Annotated in this window: 16 protein-coding genes and 3 pseudogenes; 14 read left to right on the top strand and 5 right to left on the bottom strand. The window is 71.1% G+C overall.

Annotation, left to right across the window (positions count from 1 at the left end; all coding sequences use genetic code 11):
* The first annotated feature begins 114 nt into the window (after positions 1-114).
* From ACZ4SF_RS06130 to ACZ4SF_RS06100, 7 genes are all read left to right on the top strand, one after another.
* On the top strand, positions 115-2013 hold the full coding sequence (locus ACZ4SF_RS06130; RefSeq protein ID WP_468378877.1) for a DUF3492 domain-containing protein: 1899 nt from the start codon (positions 115-117) through the stop codon (positions 2011-2013).
* Entirely contained in the window at positions 2010-3608 is a 1599-nt protein-coding gene (locus ACZ4SF_RS06125; RefSeq protein ID WP_468378874.1) for a hypothetical protein, read from the top strand. Before ACZ4SF_RS06130 ends, ACZ4SF_RS06125 begins: the two co-directional genes overlap by 4 nt.
* A 67-nt stretch (positions 3609-3675) precedes the next feature.
* A complete protein-coding gene (locus tag ACZ4SF_RS06120; protein ID WP_468378872.1) occupies positions 3676-3825 on the top strand; it encodes a hypothetical protein in 150 nt (49 codons plus the stop codon).
* Positions 3822-4781 carry an NAD-dependent epimerase/dehydratase family protein gene (locus tag ACZ4SF_RS06115; protein ID WP_468378869.1) on the top strand — a complete coding sequence of 320 codons (960 nt, stop codon included), beginning with the start codon at positions 3822-3824 and terminating at the stop codon, positions 4779-4781. Before ACZ4SF_RS06120 ends, ACZ4SF_RS06115 begins: the two co-directional genes overlap by 4 nt.
* Positions 4769-5518, top strand: coding sequence for a spherulation-specific family 4 protein (locus tag ACZ4SF_RS06110; RefSeq protein WP_468378866.1), 750 nt, complete (start codon positions 4769-4771; stop codon positions 5516-5518). Before ACZ4SF_RS06115 ends, ACZ4SF_RS06110 begins: the two co-directional genes overlap by 13 nt.
* A 63-nt stretch (positions 5519-5581) precedes the next feature.
* Positions 5582-6760 (top strand): adenylyltransferase/sulfurtransferase MoeZ, encoded by a 1179-nt coding sequence (gene moeZ / locus ACZ4SF_RS06105; RefSeq protein ID WP_468378863.1) that lies wholly within the window; start codon positions 5582-5584, stop codon positions 6758-6760.
* Between the two features lie 294 nt (positions 6761-7054).
* Positions 7055-7420, top strand: coding sequence for a hypothetical protein (locus ACZ4SF_RS06100; protein WP_468378860.1), 366 nt, complete (start codon positions 7055-7057; stop codon positions 7418-7420).
* A 187-nt stretch (positions 7421-7607) separates the two neighbouring features.
* Here ACZ4SF_RS06100 and ACZ4SF_RS06095 read toward each other — a convergent pair whose 3' ends face one another.
* Entirely contained in the window at positions 7608-7925 is a 318-nt protein-coding gene (locus tag ACZ4SF_RS06095; protein WP_468378857.1) for a hypothetical protein, read from the bottom strand.
* Positions 7926-8596: 671 nt separating this feature from the next.
* Here ACZ4SF_RS06095 and ACZ4SF_RS06090 point away from each other — a divergent pair.
* From ACZ4SF_RS06090 to ACZ4SF_RS06070, 5 genes and pseudogenes are all read left to right on the top strand, one after another.
* Positions 8597-9571: a hypothetical protein gene (locus ACZ4SF_RS06090; RefSeq protein WP_468378854.1), complete on the top strand. Its 975-nt coding sequence runs from the start codon at positions 8597-8599 to the stop codon at positions 9569-9571.
* 386 nt (positions 9572-9957) lie between these two features.
* Positions 9958-10340 (top strand): annotated as a pseudogene (locus ACZ4SF_RS06085) (IS481 family transposase); the annotation flags it as partial.
* 39 nt (positions 10341-10379) lie between these two features.
* Positions 10380-11489, top strand: a pseudogene (locus tag ACZ4SF_RS06080) (replication initiator); the annotation flags it as partial.
* Positions 11482-11664, top strand: a complete 183-nt coding sequence (locus ACZ4SF_RS06075; protein ID WP_468378851.1) for a helix-turn-helix domain-containing protein — start codon at positions 11482-11484, stop codon at positions 11662-11664. The pseudogene ACZ4SF_RS06080 and the gene ACZ4SF_RS06075, both read left to right, overlap by 8 nt.
* Positions 11664-12832: pseudogene (locus ACZ4SF_RS06070) on the top strand (site-specific integrase). The gene ACZ4SF_RS06075 and the pseudogene ACZ4SF_RS06070 overlap by 1 nt, the downstream one beginning before the upstream one ends.
* A 193-nt stretch (positions 12833-13025) precedes the next feature.
* Here ACZ4SF_RS06070 and ACZ4SF_RS06065 read toward each other — a convergent pair.
* The 4 genes from ACZ4SF_RS06065 to ACZ4SF_RS06050 form a co-directional block, all read right to left on the bottom strand.
* Entirely contained in the window at positions 13026-13346 is a 321-nt protein-coding gene (locus tag ACZ4SF_RS06065; protein WP_468378849.1) for a GYD domain-containing protein, read from the bottom strand.
* A 259-nt stretch (positions 13347-13605) separates the two neighbouring features.
* Complete coding sequence (locus ACZ4SF_RS06060) at positions 13606-15165, bottom strand: alpha/beta hydrolase (protein ID WP_468378846.1); 1560 nt, start codon at positions 15163-15165, stop codon at positions 13606-13608.
* A gap of 134 nt (positions 15166-15299) precedes the next feature.
* A complete protein-coding gene (locus ACZ4SF_RS06055) occupies positions 15300-16841 on the bottom strand; it encodes an alpha/beta hydrolase (protein ID WP_468378843.1) in 1542 nt (513 codons plus the stop codon).
* Positions 16842-17138: 297 nt separating this feature from the next.
* Positions 17139-20138, bottom strand: coding sequence for a lysylphosphatidylglycerol synthase domain-containing protein (locus tag ACZ4SF_RS06050; RefSeq protein ID WP_468378841.1), 3000 nt, complete (start codon positions 20136-20138; stop codon positions 17139-17141).
* A 186-nt stretch (positions 20139-20324) separates the two neighbouring features.
* Here ACZ4SF_RS06050 and ACZ4SF_RS06045 point away from each other — a divergent pair, with 186 nt between their 5' ends.
* Together ACZ4SF_RS06045 and ACZ4SF_RS06040 are read left to right on the top strand one after the other, a co-directional pair.
* On the top strand, positions 20325-20711 hold the full coding sequence (locus ACZ4SF_RS06045) for an MGMT family protein (RefSeq protein ID WP_468378838.1): 387 nt from the start codon (positions 20325-20327) through the stop codon (positions 20709-20711).
* A gap of 257 nt (positions 20712-20968) precedes the next feature.
* The gene (locus ACZ4SF_RS06040; protein ID WP_468378837.1) at positions 20969-24271 is read left to right on the top strand and encodes an ATP-dependent helicase; all 3303 of its coding nucleotides are present in this window, start codon (positions 20969-20971) and stop codon (positions 24269-24271) included.
* Positions 24272-24324: the final 53 nt, after the last annotated feature.

Genomic DNA, 24324 nt, shown 5'->3' with positions numbered 1-24324 from the left:
GGTGGTGCGACGGACAACCGTCCGTCGTACCACCGCCTTGTCCGCTTACGTTCATCCCGCTGCGAGCCGTCGGGACAACGGCGGCTCCCCAGACGGGAGATCGGGGGTGCACACGTGCGCATAGGACTGCTTACCGAGGGTGGGTATCCATATGTGAGCGGTGACGCCGGGCTCTGGTGCGACCGGCTCGTGCGCGGGCTCGGGCAGCACGAGTTCGACATCTACGCGCTCAGTCGCAGCCGACGCCAGGAGGACGAGGGCTGGGTCCCGCTCCCGCCGCAGGTCAACCGGGTGCGTACGGCGCCGCTGTGGACCACCCCGGACGAGGGGGCCGCCCTCGGACGGCGCGCGCGCCGGCGCTTCACCGAGTACTACGGAGAACTGGTGAGCGCGGTCTGCGCCGGAAGCGAGGCGGCCGGAACAGAAGCCGCGCGTACCACGGCCGCCGGGACCGGAACCACCCGGACCGGGGCCGTCCGCGACGAGGCCGTCAAAACCGGGGCCCTCCGAAACGAGGCCGCCAGGACAGGGGCCGTCCCAGTCGAGGCGCTCCCGGCAGAGGCCCTCCCGACCGAGGCCGTCCGGACCGGAGCGGCCCTAACCGGTGGCTCCGCGGCCGACGGTGCGTCCAATGAACAGGCGGACCGTTTCGGCAACGCGCTCTACGGGCTCGCAGAACTCGCCCGCACCGAGGGCGGACTCGTCGGCGCACTGCGTTCCGACACCGCCGTACGCACCCTGGAACGCGCCTGCCACGCACCTCACGCGCTGCGCACGGCGCGCGAGGCGCGCGTGCCCGACCTGCTCGCCGTCGCCGCGCAGCTCGAACGCGCCCTGCGCCCCCTCTCCCTCGACTGGTACGACGACCAGGAACTCGGCGCGGCCGACCTCTGCCACGCCACCGCCGGAGGTCCCGCCGCCCTCGCCGGACTGCTCGCCCGGCACTTCTGCGACGTACCGCTGCTCGTCACCGAGTACGGCGTCCAGCTCCGCTCGCACTACCTGACCCTCGGTCCCGACGCCGCCCCCGCCGTACGCTCCCTGCTCGGCGCCTTCCACGGCCGGCTCGCCGCCGAGGTGTACCGCAGGGCGGAGATCCTCACCCCGGGCAACACGCACGTGCGCCGCTGGCAGGAACGGTGCGGCGCCGACCGCGCCCGGATCCGCACGGTGTACCCGGGCATGGAGGCCGCCCGTTTCACGGAGGTCGGCGAGTCCCCCGACCACGCCGACCCGCACACCCTGGTCTGGGTCGGCCGGGTCGAGCCCGCCAAGGACCTGGTCTCGCTGCTGCACGCCTTCGCCGAGGTCCGCAGGGAGGAGCCGCGGGCCCGCCTGCGCATCGTCGGCGCGCCTTCCGGCGCCGAGGGTGCCGCCTACCTCGGTCACTGCCGGGCGCTCGCCGCGCAGCTCTTCCCGGACGAGGCGGAGGGCGTGCACGCCGTCGGGGACAACCCCGTCTCCTTCGAGGAGATCGGCGGCCCGGAGGCCCCCACGCTGCCCGACGCGTACGCCGCCGGCGCTGCCGTCGTCCTCTCCAGCGTCGTGGAGGGCTTCCCGGTCAGCCTTGTCGAGGCCATGTTCTGCGGGCGTGCCACGGTGTCCACGGACGTCGGCGCGGTCGTGGAGGTCATCGGCGGCACGGGACTCGTCGTGCCCCCGCGCAACCCCAGGGCGCTCGCCGAGGCCTGCGTGGCGTTGCTGCGCGACCCCGAGCGCCGTGAACGGCTCGGTGCCGCCGCGCGCGCCCGGGCGCTCGAACTGTTCACCGTCGAGCAGAACATCGCGGCATTTCACGGCATTTACCTGGAGATCGTCGCGCACTGCCCGGTCCGCCGGGTCGTCCTGGACGAGACCGGCGAACCCCTGCCGTTCGCCACTCCTGCCGAGTCCCACGTGCCCGGCCGCTGGACCGGCCCCACGATCCGTGCCCTGCCCCGCGGCATCCCCGGCTGGGCCACGAGCACACCGGTACGGGCCACGCCGCTGGCGGCCGCCGAGGGGGCCAGATGAGCGACTTGGGCAACCGGACGGATGCGAGCGGGATCGGTCCGGCGATCGTGGGTGAGCCCGGCCCGGCCGGTCAGCAGGGTGGTCCGGGCGTGAGTGCCGTACGCGTGCCGGACGGGCTGGGTGCCGTCACGACGGGCCCGTCGGCGGCCGCTGTCGTGAGCGGTTCCGCCGTGGGCGGTGGCCGGAGTGACAGCGAGCCTTCGGCGGCGGACCGGCCGGGGATGCCCAGCGCCGCCGCCCCCTGGAGCGCGCGGTCGGAGGAGTGGGCGGCAGCCGGGCCGGACGATTTCCGGGCCTCCGCACAGGCATGCGGGTCACCGGCCGACCTCACCGGTGAGTCCCGGCCCGACCTCGGCGCCGGGCCTCGGCACGACTCCGTTGCGGAGGCCGACCGCACCACCGCCCTCCGCGCGGCCGGCCCCCTCCGCACCCCCGCCGTGCCCGGCACCCGCGTAGCGGACGAGGTGCCGGACCGCAGGCGTGCTCCCGGACCGCGCCGCGGTTCCGTCGACCCGGTGAAAGCCCTGCTGCACCGGCACCGTGAACTGTGCGAGCGGGCCGTGGACCCGTTGGAGATCGCGGCCGGGCTGGAAGCACACGGGGTCACCGACCGGACCGCCGCCCGCTTCCGTCACCGCGATGTCTTCTCGCTCGCCGAGGAGCTGTACGCGCGCGTGCCTCGCAACAATGACCAGCCCCCGGGCCGCCGGCCCCTGCCCGCGCCCCGCATCCGCGCCGGCTGGGTCCTGCTCGCCCTCCTGCCGGGGGCGCTCGGCGCGGTAACCGTGGCCGGACTGCGTCTCACCCACGGACAGGCCCGCCTGCTGGTGGCCCTCGCCGGCCTGCTCACCGTCGCGCTCGCCACACGCGCATGCCTGCGCCACGGTCCGCTCGCCGGTCCGGCACGCACGCGCGCGTGGCCGACGGCAGACGGTACGCACGTGTGGACCCTCTGGCTGCTCGGATACGCCCTCACCGGCGACGGCCTCCTGCGCGCCGTCGTGACCGGCGGCCCCGACGCCCCGCCCACCGGTACCCCGGACGGCCCCTGGCCCACGGCCACCGCGCCCGTCCTGGCCCTCCTGCTGGCCTGCGCTCCCGCAGCCTGGTGCGCTCACCTCCTCACCGCCGGTGCCCGCCGCAGGCTCGCCGGCAGCCGGGGCCTGGAGGACTTCGCAGCCGCCGCGAAGCCACTGCTGTTCGGCGCGTTCGCCCTGTTCCTGGGCGCACTCGCCGTCCTGCTCGCGCTGTGCGGCACCGTCCTGCACGAACCCGCGGCCTACCCGCAGGCCCTCACCCTGGGCGCCCTGCTGCTGCTCGCCCGCCTGCTCACCGTGCACCGGCACCCGCGCGCGCCGGCCCTGCTGCTCGGCACCGCGACGGCGACGGAGGCGGCGGCACTGGCGCTGCCACTGGCCGGCCGGCTGCCCGGCTGCGCCGCCCTGGCCACCCCCGTCGAGACCCTCGTCAACGCCGGGGGCGAGGCCGCCGTACCGGCCCTCGCCTGCGGCGCCGCGGCCCTCGCCCTGCTGCTGCACGCCGGCCGCGCCCTCACCCGGGCCTCGGCCCACGCGCCCACCGGAGCACCCGAGTGAAGCTTCCGCCCCCGGCCCGACCCGCCGCCGGAGGCACCCGCACCACCCTTGTGAAGGAGAAGACCAGATGACCACCTCCCGATCCGGAGCGTCCGGCACGACCGGAACCGCCGGAGCGCCCGGCATCACCGGAACCGCCGGAGCGTCCGGAGCAGCCGCCGGAGCCTTCGACACGGCCGGTGCCGCCGGCGCGCACACCCCGGGAGCCGCACGATGAGGGTCCTGCTGATCGGAGCCAACGGATTCATCGGCCGTTTCGTCGCCGACCGCCTGCTCGCCGACCCGGCCGTCCAGCTCACCGCGCTCGGCCGCGGGGACGATGCCGACGTCCGCTTCGACCTCGCCACCGGCAGCCCGGGCGCGCTCACCCGCTTCCTCGACGCGGTCCACCCCGGGGTCGTCGTCAACTGCGCGGGCGCCACCCGCGGCGGCGCCCGCGAACTCACCCGGCACAACACCGTCGCCGTGGCCACCGTCTGCGAGGCTCTGCGACGCAGCGGCTGCGGCGCCCGTCTGGTGCAGATCGGGTGCGGCTCCGAGTACGGCCCCAGCCAGCCCGGCTCCTCCACGGCCGAGGACGCCGTACCGCGCCCCGGCGGCCCCTACGGCGTCAGCAAACTCGCCGCGACCGAGCTGGTCCTCGGCTCCGGCCTGGACGCCGTCGTCCTGCGGGTCTTCTCGCCGGCCGGCCCCGGCACCCCGGCCGGCTCCCCGCTGGGCCGGCTCGCGGAGGCCATGCGCCGGGCGATGCAGTCCGGCGACGGCGAACTCAAGCTCGGCGGGCTCGGCGTCCAGCGTGACTTCATCGACGTACGGGACGTCGCGCGGGCCGTGCACGCCGCCTCGCTGTCCGCCGCCCAGGGCGTGATCAACATCGGCTCCGGCCGCTCCGTCCGCCTCCGGGACGCCGCCGCCGTCCTCGCGCGCGTGGCCGGGTACGGCGGGGCCCTCCACGAACTCGACGCCCCGCCCGCGCCGCTGCGCAGTGCCATCGGCCATCCCCGCGCGGACTCCGACCACCCGGCCCCGATGGCGTACCCGTACCCGGACGGCTGCGGCAGCTGGCAGCAGGCCGATGTGCGCACCGCGCGGGACCGGCTCGGCTGGCGGCCCCGCATCAACCTCGAAGAGTCCCTGGCCGACATCTGGATGGAGGCGGCATGCCGCATCTGACCAGCACCACCGCGAGCGCCACCGGCACCGGCGTCCGCACCGCGCTGGGCGTCCCCGGGTACGCCCACCCGCTCCTCTCCCCGGCGCAGTGGGCGGAACTCGCCCGCCCGGGCACCCCGCTGGACTGGGTGGTCCTGAACGTGGCCGCCGGCCCCGGCACCCGCCCCGACCCGCACTGCCTGGCCGCCGTGGCCCGGCTGCACGACGCGGGCGTCCGCGTCCTCGGCCACCTGGACCTCACCTACGGTGGCCGGCCCTTCGGCGACCTGCTCTCCGACGCGCACCGACACGTCGACTGGTACCGCGTCGACGGCTTCCTGCTGGACCGCTGCCCCACGGATCGCGCCGCGCTCCCCGAGGTCCGGCGCGCGGTCAGCACGCTCCGGGCGATCCGGGACCCCGCCCACATCGTCCTCGGCCACGGCAGCCATCCGCACCCCGGCTACGCCGAGAACGCGGACCAGCTCGTGACCTTCTCCGGCCCCTGGTCCCGCTACCGCTGGTCGCAGGTGGCCGAGTGGACCGCCGACCACTCGCCCGACCGGTTCTGCCATTTCGTGCACGGCGTGCCCCGCGGGCATCTGGACGAGGCGTTGCGCATCGCCCGCTGGCAAGGAGCGGCGACGATCTACTTCACGGACCGCACCGACGAGGGCGGCCGTGCCGACCCCTGGGAGACGATGCCCGGCTACTGGGACGAAATCGTCTCGCGTATCGGAACAGGTGTCTCGGAATGAAGAAGGCCGTGGCAGTGTTACCAGGAGAACAACTGTAGTGATTGACCGACCAACGGAGTCCCCGTGTCGTTGCCACCCCTGGTCGAGCCGGCTGCCGAGCTCACCGTAGACGAGGTTCGCAGGTACTCCCGCCACCTGATCATCCCCGACGTGGGCATGGACGGGCAGAAGCGGCTGAAGAACGCGAAGGTGCTCTGTGTGGGCGCCGGCGGCCTGGGCTCGCCGGCGCTGATGTACCTGGCCGCCGCCGGCGTGGGCACCCTCGGCATCGTGGAGTTCGACGAGGTCGACGAGTCGAACCTGCAGCGCCAGATCATCCACAGCCAGGCGGACATCGGCCGCTCCAAGGCCGAGTCCGCCCGCGACAGCGTCAAGGGCATCAACCCGTACGTGAACGTGATCCTTCACGAGGAGCGGCTCGAGGCCGACAACGTGATGGAGATCTTCAGCCAGTACGACCTGATCGTCGACGGCACCGACAACTTCGCGACCCGCTACCTGGTCAACGACGCGTGCGTGCTGCTGAACAAGCCGTACGTGTGGGGTTCGATCTACCGCTTCGACGGCCAGGCCTCGGTCTTCTGGTCCGAGCATGGCCCTTGCTACCGCTGCCTCTACCCGGAGCCCCCGCCCCCCGGCATGGTCCCCTCCTGCGCCGAGGGCGGCGTCCTGGGCGTGCTGTGCGCGTCCATCGGCTCCATCCAGGTCAACGAGGCCATCAAGCTCCTCGCCGGTATCGGTGAGCCGCTGGTCGGCCGCCTGATGATCTACGACGCCCTGGAGATGCAGTACCGCCAGGTCAAGGTCCGCAAGGACCCGGGCTGCGCGGTCTGCGGCGAGAACCCGACCGTCACCGAGCTGATCGACTACGAGGCCTTCTGCGGCGTCGTCTCCGAGGAGGCCCAGGCGGCGGCGGCCGGCTCCACGATCACTCCGAAGCAGCTCAAGGAGTGGATCGACGACGGCGAGAACATCGACATCATCGATGTCCGCGAGCCGAACGAGTACGAGATCGTCTCGATCCCGGGCGCCAGGCTGGTCCCGAAGAACGAGTTCCTCATGGGCAGCGCCCTCGAGGGCCTCCCGCAGGACAAGAAGATCGTCCTGCATTGCAAGACGGGTGTCCGCAGTGCGGAAGTCCTCGCGGTTCTGAAGTCCGCGGGCTTCGCCGACGCGGTCCACGTCGGCGGCGGCGTCATCGGCTGGGTCAACCAGATCGAACCGCACAAGCCGGTCTACTGATCACCGGTCCCGCCGGCCAGCGGGACTGACGAAGCCCACGGCTCTGACCTGGTCGGATGCCGTGGGCTTCGGTCGTTGTCGATCGGCGTCAGGCGCCCTCGCACGGCCCGGGGACGGCCCGGTCTCCGGCTGGCCGGGCGGGAAATTGTGGTGCGGTAGCACTCGACGCCGCTCTACGATCTCCCCGCCTGTTCGGCCGGTAGTTGTAGGTCCACAGCACCGGCCCGTTATGGAGGGGCCAGCCCGTTCGAGCCGCGCCAGGTGGGCTGACATCTGCTGTGAGCGGCTGAGTCGTTGGGAGCCAACCTGGTGTGGGACGGGGCGTTCTACCGCGTTCGGCGTGACGGCTACGAGATCTGCTTCGTGCCCGATTTCGGGGTACCCCTCGACGAGATCGATGACGTCGACATGTGGGTGGTCTTCGACAATGGGGAACGCTGGTCAGGGACGATCTACACCCTGGACGATGTCCACCGCACCATGGACCGTTGGCGACAGACCGGTGAATGCCTTGGCGGCAGGTACTTCTACGTCTGGGACGGGCTGATCGTCCGGGACCGAGGCATTCCCCGGATGGTCGAGGTGGTCGATGAACTCGTCCGGAGTGGTGACTACAGAAGCGTCTTCCGCGACGTCGGTCCAGAAGACGCGGATGACTGACCACTTCGTCCCGAAGCAACTTGGCTGGGCACTCGACCTTTGGCCGCGGCGCCTCTCACCTGCGGCGGTGGTCCGCTGGCGTTCGCGGGCGTCTGCTGTTGTTCGCTGGCGTTGTCACGCAGTCAGACACTCACCCGGTGCGCGGGACTGAGCACTCTCGCATGGCCCAGAGACGGCCCAGGTTCGATCACGCGTCGGCTCCCTGCCACTCGTCGAGCCGGACCCTGACCTGGTGGTGGCGGTCGTCGTGCCAGTAGACCTCACCACTGACCGAAGCCCCGAGGGCCGGAAGGTCCATCCCCAGCGGCATGCGCGTGATCTCCGCCAGCGCTATGGCGTCCGGCACGCCGTCTATACGTAGGAAGACCCCAAAGGGCTGGCGGCCGATAACCGCTCCGGTGATCTGGCTCCGTGCAGGCAGGGCCGCGACGGTCGCCACCCAGCTAGCCCGAACCGCCTCCGCGGCCGGCATTTTGGGGCTCGCGGCCCACCCATACTCATCCATTGCTAGAGCATGACGCAGCAAGCGCTTAGAAGATGCGGGCATGCCGTGGTGGGCGGCCCTGACGCGGCCTTGCCGTGCCGCCCAGGGCTGCCGGGCACCGCTGCCGTCCATCCTCGTTGCCGTCACGGTTGCCGTCGCTGCCGTCGAGCAGTGCTTCGGCGCCGTCCGACCGCACACAGTTCAGCCACAACTGATCAACGGGCCGTGACCTGCGGCCGTCTCATTGATCAGCGTCCTGACCTGCTGCTGAGCTGTCGGCAGTTGTCGGCGTTGGTCATCGTTGAGCGCCCTTCCACGGCCCGAAGACGGCCCGGGAGGGCGCTCGCGCGTTGGGCAAGATGTGTCCTCGGCGGTCGTCGTTGCAGTCGTTCAGTTCATTAATCTGTAACTTCCCACTCGCTGACGGCTAGGCTACTGCCCCTTGATGGCTCCTTCTCAAAGCCCCGGTTCTTACGAGGATTGGGTAATTCCGAAAGGAAGCAATGCGTAGTTTGATGGATCCTTTCCGACGGGATGCGCGTTCAGCTTTTCGTAGAACTGTTCGGGAGGGGCTGTCGTGGGTGAATGATCTGTCCGGCGTTGATGAGGCTCAACGTCAACTATTGCGCAGGAAAGTGCGCCGTTCCATCAGTCGGTCGCGCGCTAAAACTCGGTACTACACCGCCTTGTGGATGCCAGCAATTCAGCTGGGTTGGACCCTGCTGATGTTGGGGCTTGCTCTTGCGACGTCAGCATTCCTCCGATTTTGGAGTGATGCGGCACGGACGACTGAAGTATTCGGCGGGCTAGCAGTCGGCCTAGCTCTGCTTTTCATGGCTACACTCACCTTGAAGGGAGTTAGAGGGAGATATAGAAGAAGTCGATTTCTGAGGAGATTTGTATTTCTCTCTTTGGCCGTCTACCCCTCCTTCAGTGTAACTTATTCCGTAGTTGATGAGTCTTGGGTCGCTTATACCGTAGGGGCGACAATCGCTCCAATTTCCATCTTTGCTGCCGCGTTTGTCTTCGCGTTTGCCGTGAGCAGAGTGGCTAGACGCTCAATGCCACCCGACACCGTCTATGACCGTACGGCGCTAGCAATGCTGGAGACTGCTGCGCTGGTTTCCCGTAGCCGACTAGAGTGGCAATCGAGTAGGGTTTCACGACGGGTCGTCGCAGCACTGGAGGACCTGGCGAGGGTATGTCAAGAAACGCTATCTCTCCGATCTCGAATCGGCCGATGGCACGCCGATGTATTTTCTCAGACGGCCGTTGAGTCTCTAAGGATTGCCCATGTTGTAAGGGAGCACAAAAAGTTGATCGCATGCGCCTCGGGTCCGGATGATTTCGATGACGTAGCGGTATCCTTGAGTAACGGAGTTGCGGCGCTTCTTGTCAACGACCGGAAAAAGCTTCTAGAAAATGCCCCAGACGCGGTACTTAAGGATCGTGTAAGGCAAATAATTCGCCACATCATTCCTGTCGTCCTATTTATTGCTGCGGCCGTCATCCTTCCAATGGTGCCGCCGATCTCGGATCAAAGCAAAGTGGCCGACAGTCTCCGACTGACGTTCATCGTTGCAGCGGTTCTGGCTTTGGTGGCTCCCCGAAGTGAATCCTCGACGAGGATTCTGGATGTGCTTGGTAAGGCCACGCCCTCAAAGTAACTTTTGCATGAGTGAATCACGGTGAGGTGTCGTGTAGGGGTGCGCATGCGTCAAGGTCGGTGGAGCGGCTGGGCTCGCGCCAAATTGGCTCCCTAAAGCCGTGGAGCCGACCGCCCCAGCCGCAGCGGGTTTTTCCCCACGACCTGCCCGCAGCCGCCGGGCGCGGCCAGCCGGGGCGAAGACAGGAGGCAGGCCGCGCTGCAGAGGCGGCGCGCGCCCGCGCCGTGCGCGGGCCTTGATGAAGGAGAGAAGGTTTTATCCCGCCGGGATGAGGCGCTTGTGTCTTGTCCTAGGTTGATGCTTGACGTTGTGGCTTCACCTGATGCTTGACACCGCTTGCCTCGGCTTGGCTGTGCGCGTCTTATCCGCGTGCAGGGAGGGCCGGGGCCGTGCCGGCAGGCGGGGGCGCCCGCCCTGCCGGCCCCTGGGCGGACGACCCGGCCTGGCGAAGGACACGAAGGGGGCGGTGGAGGTGGACCGGACCGTGAACGCGGTCGGCTACGTCGGCCTGGGCGGTGACAAGGTCCTGGTCCGCTGGTCGTTCGCCGGATAGCGGGTCACCCTCCGGCTCGACGGCAAAGTGCTGTAGGTCCTGGACGAGCAGTGTGTTCTGCAGGCCACCCTGCTCAGCCCTCTGCCGCCCTCGGCCTGCGGGCGCCTGCAAGGTGCTCGTCCGGCCGGGCCGCCACCGCTGCTGCCTCCGCCCGCCGAGCAGATCGCCGAGCGGACGGTCAGCAGCGTCGGCGGCTTCATGGTCGCCGGACAGCGCCGGCGCAGGCCGCACAGCGGGTGGCGCGGCGGTTGTATCGCCCTGCCCGCTGGCCAGCTCCTGGTCCGCTGCAGACCTACCGCCGCGACACCTTCCACCTGATCACCGCCGGTCTCCGGGGCGGCAGGGGCACACCGGAACAGGTCGGCACACATCCGCGTGTCTTTGCCACCTTCACCGCCCCCGGCGTCGGCCCGGTTCACAACCGCCCCTCCGGCGGACGTGACTGCCGCTGCGGCATCCGGCATGAGGGAGTGGATCCCGTCCTGGGCGCGCCCCTCGACCCGGACACCTACGACTACGAAGCGGCCGTGCTCTGGAACGCGCACGCCGGGGCCCTGTGGCGGCGCTTCTCGATCTACCTCCGCCGAGAGGTCGCCAAGCGCGCCGGCCTCACCCGACGCGACTTCCGCGATCACGCCCGGATCTCGTTCGCGAAGGTCGCCGAGTACCAGAAGCGGGGCGCCGTCCACTTCCATGCGGTCATCCGCCTCGACGGCCCGGAAGGCGGTGACACGCCTCCACCGGCTTGAGCCACGACCGAGCTGCTGACGGACGCCATCGGTTCGGCTGCCGCTGCCGCACGCGTCGACGGCCCGGAGGTCGACGGCCGGTCCCACGCGTTCGTCTTCGGCCGCCAGCTCGACGTCCGCCCGATCCGCTCCGCCGACTTCCACGGCGGCCAGGAGCTGACCGAGCGAGCCGTGGCGGCATACATCGCCAAGTACGCCACCAAGGGAGCCGAGACCGCGACCGGCACCCTCGACCGGCCGGTCAGGTTCCTCGCCGAACTGGCCCAAGCCAGGATCACCGACCACGCCCGGCGCATGATCCGTACCGCCTGGACCCTCGGCGCACGCCCCGAGCTGGCAGACCTCCGGCTCCGTGCCTGGGCGCACATGCTCGGCTGCCGCGGCCACTTCTCCACCAAGTCCCGCCGCTACTCCACCACCCTCGGCGCCCTCCGGGATGCGCGCGCCGAATGGCGCCGAGCCCAAACCGCTCCGGTTGTCGCGCAGGACGGTGAGACCACACTCGTCCTCGCCCACTGGGTGTTCGCCGGCACCGGCCTCAGCGCCGCCGAGACCTGGCTGAACCGCCTCACTCGAACCCGCCCCCGGAACAGAAGGAGAACCTACGCATGGGTGACGACGAGCTGCTGACCGTGGCCGAGGTCATGGCTCGACTGAAGGTCGGGCGTTCGACGGTCTACGACCTGATCCGGACCCGGCGTCTGCCCTCCGTGCCCATCGGGCGGTGTCGGCGCATCCCCGCCTCTGCACTCGGAGAGTTCATTGCCGGGCAGATGGAGCGTGCTGCCTGATGACCGAGCGCCGGAGCCGCGGTGACGGCGGTCTGCACTCGGACGAGAAGAGACAACGGTGGATCGCCACGGCCAACCTCGGCTTCGACCCGAGCGGCAAGCGGATCGTGAAGCGGGGGAGTGGCAAGACCAAGACAGAGGCGAAGAACAAGCTCAAGGAGGTGCTGCGGGACCACGAAGACGGACTAGCCATCGCACCCACCAACTACACGGTCAAGGACGCTGTGACGGACTGGCTGGCGTACGGCTTGGCCGGTCTCGACCCCAGCACTGTCGAGACCGTGAGGCTCCTCAGTCAGAAGCACGTGATCTCATCGCTCGGCGCACGCAAGCTGCGGGAGCTGAGTGCTGAAGACGTAGACCGCTGGCTGGCCACCAAGGGAAGACGCTCAGCACGCGCACGCTCCAGGGAATCCACTCCTGCCTCAACCGCGCGGTCAAGCGGGCCATGGCGCGGGACAAGGTGAAGCGCAATGTCGTCGAGCTGTGCTCGGTGCCTCAGGGCCAGGCGGGGCGCCCGTCCAAGGCGCTCACCTTCGCCCAGGCCGAGGCCGTGCTCAAGGGCGCCGAGGGGACCTTGATGTACGCGTACATCGTCGTCGCCCTGCTGACCGGGGCCCGCACCGAGGAGCTGCGGGCCCTCACCTGGGACCACGTCTTCCTGAAGGGCCGGCCGGGCCTCGACCCGCCGCAGCCTCCGCACATCGCCGTTTGGCGGTCGGTCCGGAGGAGTGGGGACACGAAGACCCGGAAGTCCCGGCGCACGCTCGCCCTGCCGGTGCGCTGCGTGGACGCTCTCTGGCAGCAGTTCGAGGATCAGGGGTGGGATCGGCTCGCCGCTGATGAGGAGTGGGAGGAACACGGCCTCGTCTTCTCCTCGGCCGTGGGCAAGCCGCTCGATGCCGCCAACGTCCGCCGTGCCTTCCGCCAGGCGCTCAAGGGCATCGACGGGATCAACGCCGACGAGTGGACCCCGAGGGAACTGCGGCACAGCTTCGTGTCCTTGCTGTCCGACCGGGGCGTGCCGCTGGAGGAAATCTCGCGGCTCGTCGGCCACTCTGGGACTGCCGTCACCGAGGAGGTCTACCGGAAGCAGATCCGGCCCGTGATCCAGACCGGTGCCGTGGTCATGGACGGCATCTTCGGGGCGCAGGAGCGGCGGTCGTAGACACGCGGAGAGCGATAGTCACGCACACAGAAACAGGTGAGGCACCTACAAACGTTTGTAGGTGCCTCACCTGGTGTTTCGGCTGTCGGGGTGGCGGGATTTGAACCCACGACCTCTTCGTCCCGAAGCAACTGGGATGAGGCCTCCGCCTTGGGTTGAGCCACCTCCCGGGCCGTCGTCGGTGCCGTGCCGGTCATGCGCCGGGAGGGCGGAAGGTGACCTGGCGGCGGGCGGCCTCGTCGATCTCGGCGAGTGTGAGGAGGGGAGTGGCCCGGGTCTGGAGGGCGCCGCTCGCCTTGACGCTGAGGCTGACGGCGGCCATGGAGACCGGGTCGGGGAAGTCGATGATGCACACGAGGTCGTCCGCTCCGAAGGCGAAGTACATGGCTTCGACTGTCCCGCCGAGGCCGGTGACCACTTGATCGACGGCGGAACGGCGGCCGCTCGCGCCTTCCTCGAGCAAGCCCTTCGTCCCTTCGGGCGTGTAAGTGGCCTGGATGAGGAACTTCGGCATAGGAGACTCCCTGCCCGCGATGCGCCGGTGTGCCAAATGGCCTTCCCGCTGTCACGTCGGCCACCGATCGACGAGCGGCTGGATTCACCCGTAAGGGACCTCTGCATGTGCCTGTGGGACGGCACCTGGAGCGGCGAAGAGAGGCTGTGTCCGTCCCGAGGTGACTCAGTGGGCGGTCTCATCGAGCCACCCCGCTGGTTTCTGGTCGATGCGGAGCGGTGGGGCAGGAGATCCGCAAGGAGCACTGAGCGCGGGCCTCTCAGGAGCAGACCTTGCCGTCCTTCGGCGGCGTGCCGTTCAGCAGGTAGGCGTTCACCGTCGAGTCGACGCAGTCGCTGCCGTTGCCGTAAGCCGTGTGCCCCTCGCCCTTCCAGGTGAGTTCGATGCCGACGCCCTTGCCCAGCTCGTCGGCCATCCTGCGGGTGCCCTCGTAGGGGGTCGCCGGGTCGCCGGTGTTGCCGACCAGCAGGATCGGTGCCGCACCGGGTGCACTGACCTCCGGGGTGTCGAACTGGCCCGGCACGGGCCAGTCGTGGCACCAGCCGGCCGTGTCCCAGCCGAGGAAGTCTCCGAACACGGGTGAGGTCCGCTCGAAGTCCGCCAGCCGCCGCTTCGCCTCGGCGAGCGTCGGCCGCTGCCGTTCGTCCAGGCACGATATGACCCGCTGGGAGTGGGACATCGTGCCGTAGCGGCCCGAGGCGTCCCGGTCGTTGTACTCGTCGGCGAGCGCGAGCAGCTGCGAACCGTCGCCGTTCTGCGCCGACTTGAGGGCGCTGGTCAGCCTGGGCCAACCGGTCTCGCTGTAGAGCGGCAGGATGATCCCGATGGTGGCCAGCGTCTGGGTCAGCTTCCGCCCGGACGCTGTCGGCAGCGGTTTGGCGTCGATCCGCTCGAGGAGGTCCGCGATCTGCCGCGAGCCCCGCTCGGGGTCCTGGCCGGTGGACTTGAGGTAGTCGTCCAGTGCCCGCTGGAAACCGCGGGCCTGGTTCTGCGCGTGCCCCGCCGTGTCCGCGGCCGGGTCGACCACCCCGTCGAGCACCAGCCGTCCCACCCGCTTCGGGAACAGATGGGCGTAGACACCGCCGAGTTCGGTGCCGTAGGACATGCCGAAGTAGTGCAGCTTGTCGTCGCCGAGGACTTGGCGCATCAGGTCCATGTCGCGGGCGGTGTCGGTGGTCGACACGTGTGCCAGCAGCCGGCCGGCTGCCTTCTGGCAGCCCTTGCCGAAGTCGGTGGCGTCCTGGAAGTACGCCTTCTCCTCGGCCGGGGTGTCCGGTGTGGCGTCCACGGCCTCGGCGGCCTGGATCTCCCGGTCACCGCGGCAGCGGACGCCCTCGCTCGCGCCGACCCCGCGCGGGTCCCAGCTCACCAGGTCGTAGCGCTCGTGGAGTGCGGAGACGGTGGCCGAGAAGTACGGGATCGTCGAGACACCGGAGCCGCCGGGGCCGCCGAAATTGAACAGCAGCGAGCCGATGCGGTCGCCGCCGCTAGCCTGTGCGCGGATGAGAGCGAGGCCGATCGTCTCCCCGTCCGGCCTGGACCAGTCCAGCGGCACCTTCAGCGTCGCGCACCGCCAGTCGTCGCCCGGTGCGGAGCCGCCACCGGTGGCCTTGCAACGGCGCCAGTCCAGGCGCTGTCCGGTGAGCGAGGAGGGAAGGCCGGCCGTGGCCGGCGAAGCTGTGGACTGCGGCGTCGACGGGGGAGCCGAACCGGTTCCCTTGCCATCGTCCTCGCTGCCGCTCCCGTCGGACGAGCTGCCGCAGCCGGCCATCAGCAGTGCTGCGGCCACCGCGGCCGTCCATCGCAGCAATCGCCTCATGTGTGCACCCCCCTCACAGGCCCCGCGCCGTGCCGCGCCGGGCGTTCAGGCCATGGTAGGCGGCCCGCGCCCGGCCCGTGACAGCCTGTGGATAACCCTCTGGCCTGCGGTTTCCTGCGGTTCTCTGGCGCCGGTCAGGAGCAGACGATGCCGGCCTTCGGTACTTTTCCGTCCAGCAGGTAGCCGTTCACCGCGCTCTGCACGCACTTGTTCTTGCTGTCGTACGCGCCGTGCCCCTGGCCCTTGTACGTCAGCTCGACCGCGACGCCCTTGCCGAGGGCCTCCACCATCTTCCTCGCGCCCTCGTACGGGGTGGCCGGGTCACCGGTGTTGCCGACGACGAGGATGGGCGCCGATCCTGGCGCGCTGACGTCGGGATGGTCGGCCGCGCCCGGCACCACCCAGTCGGTGCAGCTGACCATGCCCCAGGCCAGGTAGGCCCCGAACAGGGGTGAGGCGGCGTGGAACTCGGGCAGCCTCTGCTGGACGAAGTCGGGGGTGTACCGAGGTTTCTCGTCTGCGCAGTTGATGGCGATGTTGGCGGCGGTGATGTTGCTGTACTCGCCGTTCTCGTTGCGGCCGTTCATCGAGTCGGACAGCAGCATGAGGATCTTGCCGTCGCCGTCGTACGCCTGCTCCAGCCCCTCGGTGAGGATCTCCCAGAAATCCTTGGAGTACAGCGACTGTGCGATGCCGTTGGTGGCGGCGGTCTGGGTCAGCTGCCGCGGGAAGATGCCCGGGATCGGCTTCTTCTCCAGGTCGGCGAGCAGTTTCGCGATACGGTCCTTCACCTCCTGCGGGGTGTCGCCGAGCGGGCAGTCCTCCTTCGACGTGCAGTCCTCCGCGAAGTTGTCGAGAGCGAGCTGGAAGCCCTTGGCCTGGCCGAGCGCTCCCTGTTCGGGGGTCTGTGTGGGGTCCACGACGGCGTCGAGGACGGCCCGGCCGACGTTCTTCGGGAACAGGTGGGCGTAGACACCGCCGAGTTCGGTGCCGTAGGAGATGCCGAAGTAGTACAGCTTGTCGTCGCCGAGTACCTGGCGCATCAGGTCCATGTCGCGGGCCGCGTCCGTGGTGCGCACGTGGGGCAGGATCTTGCTGGAGTTCTTGTCGCAGGCGGCGTTGAACTGCTTGGTGCGCTTCAGGAGCTGGGCGCGTTCGGCGCTGTCGTCCGGGGTCGCGTCCTGCTGGAAGAAGACATCCAGCTGGGCGTCGCTCTCGCACTCCACCGGCCGGCTGCGGCCGACTCCGCGCGGGTCGAAGCTGACCAGGTCGTAACGGGTGCGCAGGGCGCTGTAGTCCCCGGCGAACGCGGGCAGCGAGGTGACGCCGCTGCCGCCGGGGCCGCCGAAGTTGAACACGAGCGAGCCGATCCGTTTGTTCGCCGGGCCGCTGGCCTTGGCGCGGATCAGGGCGATGCCGATCGTGTCGCCCTGGGGCCTGTCCCAGTCCAGGGGCGCCTCCATGGTGGCGCACTGCCACTCGGCGCCGCCCGGCAGCGGTGAGGGAGCGCTGCCGCCGCCCTCGGCCTCGGAGGGCGCCGGGCAGTCCTTCCAGTCCAGCTTCTGCGCCGTGAGGTCCCCGTGCTCGGCGTTGTCGCCGCATCCGGCCAGTGCGGTGGAGAACAGCACGGCGGCGGTGGTCAGGACGGCGGCGCGCAGCCGGGAGGAGTTCGCCATAATCCCATCGTGCGGGCGGGTTCGCCGGGGCGCGCGGGACGCGGGCCGTCCGAGGTACCGGCACGGACGCCTACCAGGTTCCCTCACGTCACGGCGTCCCCGGGTTGCACACGGCTCCCTCACCTCACCGCGCACCCTCATGTCACCGCGCATCCTTGCGTCGCCGGGCTCCCCGTGGCACAGGGCCCCCTCAGCCGCCGCGCCCCTTGGCACAGGGCCGCCTCGCCGTCACAGGGCTGCCCGCCGTCACAGGGCCGCCCCGCCGTCACAGGGCCGCCCCGCCGTCGGCGGCTGCCGTCACAGGGCTCCCTTGCGGGTGAGGTGGTTGAACGCCAGCCAGCCTGGCAGCACCGGAAGCCACAGGGTCAGCAGCCGGAAGAGCAGGACGGCCGGGGCGGCCACCTCTTTGGGCAGGCCGAAGGCGATGAGACCGAGAGTGAGGCTCGCCTCCACCGCGCCGACGCCACCCGGGGTGGGTGCCGCGGAACCGAGCGCGTTGCCGGCGAGGAAGACGACGGCGACACTGGCGATGCTCAGTGAGGCCGTGCCGTCGCCGAACGCCCGGACGGAGGCGTCCAGGCACATCACGAAGCAGGCGGTCAGCAGAAGCATGCCGCCGATACCGGTGATGAGCTTCTGCGGACGCTGAAGCACGTCCAGCATGCGCGGTACGACACCGGCGAACAGCGACCTCACGCGCGTGACGACGAATTTCCGCAGGAACGGCACGGACGTCACCACGAGGACGAGCACCGCCACGGTCAGCAGACCCGCGATGACTGTGCGGGACGGCGACAGCGACGGTGTCTTCTCCGTACCGGTCAGATAGCCGAAGGACAGCAGCATCAGGATGTGACAGCCCAGCCCGAACAGCTGCGACGCGCCGACACTCGCCACCGCGAGCCCCGGGCGCACGCCGGTGCGCTGCAGGAAGCGCGTGTTGAGGGCCACACCGCCGACCGCGGCCGGCGCCACGATCTTCACGAAGGATCCGGCGACCTGGGCCGCCACCGTCCTCAGGAACGGCACCCGTTCCGGTACGAAGCCCAGCAGGGCCATCGCGGCGGCCACGTAGCTCAGCGCGGAGAACAGCACCGCGGCGGCCACCCAGCCCCACTGGGCTTGCGCGAAGAGCGTGCCGAACTCGATGTGGGTGAGCTGCGTCAGCAGGTAGTACGCGCCGATGGCGCCGGCGATGAAGCTGATCAGCGTCCGCGGGCGCACCCGCTCCAGGCGGGCCGGCTCCACGGGGGCCTGCGGCCTGATCCGCAGCACCTCGTGCCGGATCTGGGTGAGCAGGTCCTCTTCGCGGGCCTCATCCAGGGCTTCGTCTATGGCCCGTCTCTCCGCGCGCTGCTCGGCGCGCACGGCTTTCTTGCCGGGAACGGGCTGGGTCGTCTCGGCAGCCTCCTCCGCGCGGGCCAGCTTGGCCTGCCGGGAGGCTTCGAGCACCGCGTCACGTTCGCGCTGGGCCCGTTCCCGGGCCAGCCGACGCAGCGTCGCGCGCGTGGAGCGCGTCAGCGCGATCGGCTGGAGCATGGGCAGACAGTCGGCGACCGCGTCCGGGCCGAGCACCCCGACCGCCGACGCCACCGCACGCTCGGCACCGACCCGCAGGCCGAGCGTGGTGACCAGCTGGGCGACGTCCATGCGCAGAAGCAGCTCACCGGCCGCGATCTCGCCGCCGCGGAGTTCGGTGAGGATCACCCTGCCGGAACGATCCACCAGAATCGCGTCACCGGCCAGCCTGCGGTGCGCGATGCGCCGCGACTGCAGTGCCTGCACCTGGTACCAGGTGTTGCGCAGCAGCTCGTCGGTGATCTCCTCGTCGGCCAGCGAGTCCAGCGTGCGCCCGCCGGTGTGCTCGTAGACGAGCATGACCGCGTCGGGGCCGAGCTCGGCGGTGGCGATCAGCTTGGGCGCGTTGGCGCCGGCCGCGATCGCCGCGTAGGCCAGCAGCGCCTCCTGCTCCAGCGCCTGACGCAGTGACTGGAGGCTGGAGCGGGTGGCGAAGCCGCGCAGGGTCAGATTGCGCCACGCGCGGTAGAAGAAGCCTTGTGCCTGCTGTTCCCGGTCGACGACCGTGACATCCAGCGGCGGGCCGTCCTCCAGGCTGACGAAGTAGCGCCGGCCCCGGTCGCCGTTCTCCGTCTCCACGGCCTCCTCGCGGGCCGCGCTGACGGGGCGGAAGCCGACGTGCCGGAGGCCCGCCATCAGTGTCCGGCCGGTGGGCCGGACGTTGGGGGAGCCGACCGTGTACAGGGTCCCGTAGGCGATGGTCCAGCCGATCAGGACCGTCAGGATGATCGAGAAGGGGGTCGTGTATCCGGTGACCAGCATCGAGAAGGCGTCGAGCAGCAGCACCATCCACAGCACGGCGCGCCATCTGGGTCTGCGGGACATGCCGACGGCCGTCATGTAGGCGATGACGGGCGCCAGATAACCGTGCACGGGATCGGTCAGGGCATGGATGTCGCCGGGCGAGGGCTGGGTCAGGGCCTCCTGGATCGAGTCCGGGGCGGCCCGGGCGACCCACAGGTCGGTGGCGAGGGTCACTCCGTGGGCGAGGACGGCCGCGAGGACGCCGTCGGCGATGCGCAGCCCGTCCCGTTTGATCAGCCGTTCGATCGCGAAGGCGACCGGTACCAGCAGGATCGCGATGCTGGACGCCAGGCCCGCGATCTTGATGAGCAGGTCCGGAGCCTGTCCGGTGCCCTTGTTGATGTCCTGTTCGAGGCCCGAGGTGGTGCCGTGGGCGAACGCGGCGATGGCGAGCAGCACCACGATGGCCAGGACGCCCACCAGGAGCCGCATGAGGTCCGAGGGGCGGTGCACACGGGCGGGGAGCAGCGGTTCGTCGCCCTCCACCTGCTCGGCGTGCAGGTCGTCGTCGACGCATGAGGCGGGATCCCGGGGCGCTTTCCCGGTGGCCCGAGCCGTCACCGCCGGCGTCCTCCCGGCACCGTCGCCGCGGGCCTCGGTGCCGCTCTCCCGCGCGCGCGTGCCGCCGTCCCCACGCGGACCGGTGTCATCCTGCGGACCAGTGGCGTCCCGAGGACCGGTGTCACCCCGCGGGCCGGTGTCGCCCTGCGGACCGGGTGCCTCCTGCAAGCCGGGGGCCTCCAGCTGACCGGTGTCACTTTGCCGACTGTCGGCGTCGCGCGGGCTGGGGGCGCCGCTCGGACCGGTGTCGTCCTTGTGTGCGTCGGTGCCGGCGCCGGCCGGGCGGGCGCCGGGGCGCGCCGAGGCGTCAGGGGTGCCCGCCGCTCCTTCGGGGTGCACGCCCTGCTCCTTCATGGTCTCTTCTTGGTCTCGTATCACCAGTCACCGCCCGCACGATGGTGGCATGCCCCACCGACACACACGGGCATCAGGGTGTGGATGCGCGGGCGCACAGTCTGCCGGAAGGACCGCCCGGGGGCGAGAGGACCGTTCCCCACGGTCCCCGCCGGGAGGCCGGCGCGGTGCGGCAGGATGGTGTGGATGAGCGAGCTGAACCGTGCCGAGGACGCGCGCGAGGGGTACGCCGATACGCTGCCGGAATACGCCGAGCGGGTCCTCGACGTCGCCGAGCGGATTCCGCCGGGCCGGGTCATGACCTACGGCGATGTCGCCGAGTGGCTCGAGGAGGGCGGCCCGCGCCAGGTCGGCCGGGTGATGTCCCTCTACGGGGGCGCCGTCCCGTGGTGGCGGGTCGTACGCGCCGACGGCACGCTGCTTCCCGGGCACGAACTGCGTGCGCTCGCCCACTATCGCGCGGAGGGCACGCCGCTGAAGCAGGCAGGCAGGAGCGCGGAGGGTCATCTGCCCCGGCTCGACATGCGGCGTGCCCGGTGGGACGGCGGCGCGGACGCGGAGGCTCACATCTGACAGCTTCCGCCATCGGATGCCCTCGGGGACAACCTGTGGCCCGTACGGGTGACTGGGGGGACGTCCGTGGCATGCCGTACGTTCGTGGGGTGTGGGACTCGCGTGGTGCGAGCGTCGCAAGGGAAGAACCGGAAGCCCTGCTTCCGCCTGGAGCGGCGGCGTAGCGTCGCCAGCACGTGACCCCCTCACCCCGCGGCCACCGCCTCGCACGCGTGACCGCCCGCCCACCAGCACAACCACCAGGACCGGCCAACCACGTGAGCTCCTCTTCCTCCACCAGCCAGCTGCCGCACCGCTCGGTGCGGCAGGGGAGCCGTGGCGCTCACCGGCTGGTCCGAACGCCGCCGGCCACCGTGGATCCCCCTCCTCTGGACGCTGCGCAGCGTGCCGTGGTTGACCACCGCAGCGGACCACTGCTCGTCCTGGCCGGACCCGGCACCGGCAAGACCACCACCCTGATCGAGTCCGTCGCCGCACGGATCGCCCAAGGCGGCGACCCCGAGCGGATCCTGGTGCTGACGTTCAGCCGCAAGGCCGCCGTCGACCTGCGCGACCGCATGGCCCTGCGCATGGGCGCGGCCCGCGCGCCCAGGGCGACCACGTTCCACTCCTACAGCTACGCCCTGGTCCGCGCCCACCAGGACAGCGGCCGGGTCACCGAGCCGCTGCGCCTGCTCTCCGGACCCGAGCAGGACGTCACCGTCCGCGAGCTGCTCGCCGGGCAGGCCGAGCTGGAACGGCTCGGGCTGACCCATGTGCGCTGGCCGGCCGAACTGCGCGCCTGCCTGACCACACGCGGCTTCGCCGACGAGGTCCGTGCCGTCCTCGCGCGCACCCGCGAGCTGGGCCTCGGCCCGGACGCCCTGGACGCCTTCGCACGCCGTATCGGCCGCCCCGACTGGCGAGCGGCAGCCGCCTTCCTCGCCGAGTACCTCGACGTCCTCGACCTCCAAGGCGTGATCGACTACGCGGAACTGGTCCACCGCGCGGTCCTGCTCGCCCGCCGCCCGGGGACCGCCGCGCGGCTCGCCGCCCAGTACGACGCCGTCTACGTCGACGAGTACCAGGACACCGACCCCGCTCAGGTACGGCTCCTGCACGCACTGGCCGGGCGCGGCCGCACCCTCGTCGCGTTCGGCGACCCGGACCAGTCGATCTACGCCTTCCGGGGCGCCGACGTGAACGGGATCCTCGGCTTCCCGGAAGCCTTCCCGCGCGCGGACGGCCGACCCGCTCCCGTCCGGGTGCTGCGCACCTCCCGCCGCTCCGGCGCCGCCCTGTTGGCCGCGACCCGGCTGATCACCCAGCGCATGCCGCTGGTCCGGCTGCCCGCCGACAAGGTCCGGGCCCACCGCGAGCCGGCCCCCGTACGCGACGGCGGCCGGGCCGAGGTCTACACGTACCCGACGCCCGGCACCGAACTGGACAACGTCGCCGACATCCTGCGCCGCGCGCACCTGGAGGACGGTGTCCCCTGGAGCGAGATGGCCGTCCTGGTGCGTGCCGGATCCCGCATACCGACCCTCCGTCGCGCCCTCACCGCCGCCGGCGTCCCCCTGGACGTCGACGGCGACGACCTGCCCCTGCGGCACGAGCCGGCGGTGGCACCGCTGCTGACGGCCCTCCGCGCGGTGGCCACGGCGGAGGCGCGGCAGCCCGGCGAGGACTCCGCCGCGCAAGAGGCCACCTGGCTCGACACCGAGAACGCCCTCACCCTGCTCGCCTCCCCCCTCGCCGGCATGGACACCGCCGACCTGCGCCGCCTCGGGCGTGCCCTGCGTGAGGAAGAGCGGGCCGCCGGCAACCCGCTGCCGCCGCCGTCCGACGAACTGCTCGCACGGGCACTCGCCGAGCCCGAGCGCCTGGCCGTGCACGACCCGGCGTACGCGCGCGGTGCGCAGCGCCTGGGCGCGCTGCTCCGCAAGGCGCGCGAGCGCCTGGCAGGCGGTGGTACGGCCGAGGAGGCGTTGTGGGACCTGTGGGACGGCACTCCATGGCCCGGGCGCCTGGAGCGCGCCGCCCGGCGTGGCGGAGCGGCCGGCCGTAACGCCGACCGTGACCTGGACGCGGTGTGCGCGCTGTTCGCCACCGCCGCGCGCGCGGAGGAGCGCACCGGAGGCCGCGGCGCCCTGAACTTCCTGGAGGAGGTCGAGGCCGAGGACATCGCCGCCGACACGCTCACGCGCCGCGCGGTACGTCCCGACGCCGTCCGCCTGATGACCGCGCACCGCTCCAAGGGCCTGGAGTGGCGCCTGGTCGTCGTCGCCGGCGTCCAGGACGGTCTGTGGCCCGACCTGCGCCGCCGCGGCTCGCTGCTGGAGGCCGACCGCATCGGCCGCGACGGACTCGCCGAGCCGCTCACCCCGGGCGCGCTGCTCGCCGAGGAGCGCCGCCTGTTCTACGTCGCCGCCACCCGCGCGCGGGACCGGCTCGTCGTCACCGCGGTGAAGGCACCGGCCGACGACGGCGACCAGCCCTCCCGGTTCCTGACCGAGCTGGGCGTCGAGCCCAGGGACGTCACCGGCCGCCCCCGGCGCCCGCTTGCCGTCGCCGCGCTCGTCGCCGAACTGCGCGCCACCACCGTCGACCCGCGCGCGTCCGCCGCACTGCGGGAGGCCGCCGCCCACCGCCTGGCCCGGCTCGCCGCACTCGCCGACGAGGACGGCCGCCCCCTGGTGCCGTCCGCACACCCCTACCGCTGGTGGGGCATGTTCGAGCCGACCGAGAGCAAGGTGCCGCTGCGCCACCGCGACCAGCCCGTCGTGCTCTCCGGCAGCGCGCTCGACCAGCTGGCCAACACATGCGCGCTGCAGTGGTTCCTCGGCCGCGAGGTCAAGGCCGACGCCCCCGCCACCGCCGCGCAGGGCTTCGGCAACGTCGTCCACGCCCTCGCCGACGAGGTCGCCTCCGGCCGCACCGCCGCCGACCTCGAGGTGCTCATGGAGCGCCTGGACTCCGTGTGGAACGCACTCGCCTTCGACGCCCCCTGGAAGTCGCAGCAGGAGAAGGACAACGCGCGCGTGGCACTCGAGCGTTTCCTGAACTGGCACGTGCTGGACCGCGCCGGCCGCATGCCCGTGGCGAGCGAGCAGGACTTCGACGTCACCCTCGAAGCGGGCGACTACCAGGTCCGCATCCGCGGCCAGATGGACCGTGTGGAGGTGGACGCCGAGGGCCGGGCCTACGTGGTCGACTTCAAGACCGGCAAGCAGGCGCCCACCGCGCGCGAGGTGGAGCGGCACCCGCAGCTCGCCGTCTACCAGCTCGCCGTCCGCGAAGGCGTCGTCGACGCGGCCTTCGACGGCGTACGCCCCGAACCGGGCGGCGCCGAACTGGTCCACCTCAGGCAGGGCGCCGCCAAGCGCGACGGGGGCGACAGTCTGCCCAAGGCGCAGAGCCAGGAGCCGCTGACGGGGGAGTGGGTCGGCGAGCTGCTGGCCACCGCCGCCGGAAAGGTCCTGGACGAGCGGTTCACGCCGAGCACCGGCCAGCACTGCACGCACTGCGCCTTCCGCGCCTCGTGCAGCGCCCGGCCGGAGGGGCGGCACGTGGTCGAGTGAGACGGCGCCGGCGAGCCGTACAGCCGAAGTGCCGACAAGCCGTACAGCCGAAG

Source organism: Streptomyces sp. NPDC027663, from assembly GCF_055566415.1.
Note: the sequence above shows the minus strand (reverse complement) of the source record. Positions and strands in the feature narration are given on the sequence as shown.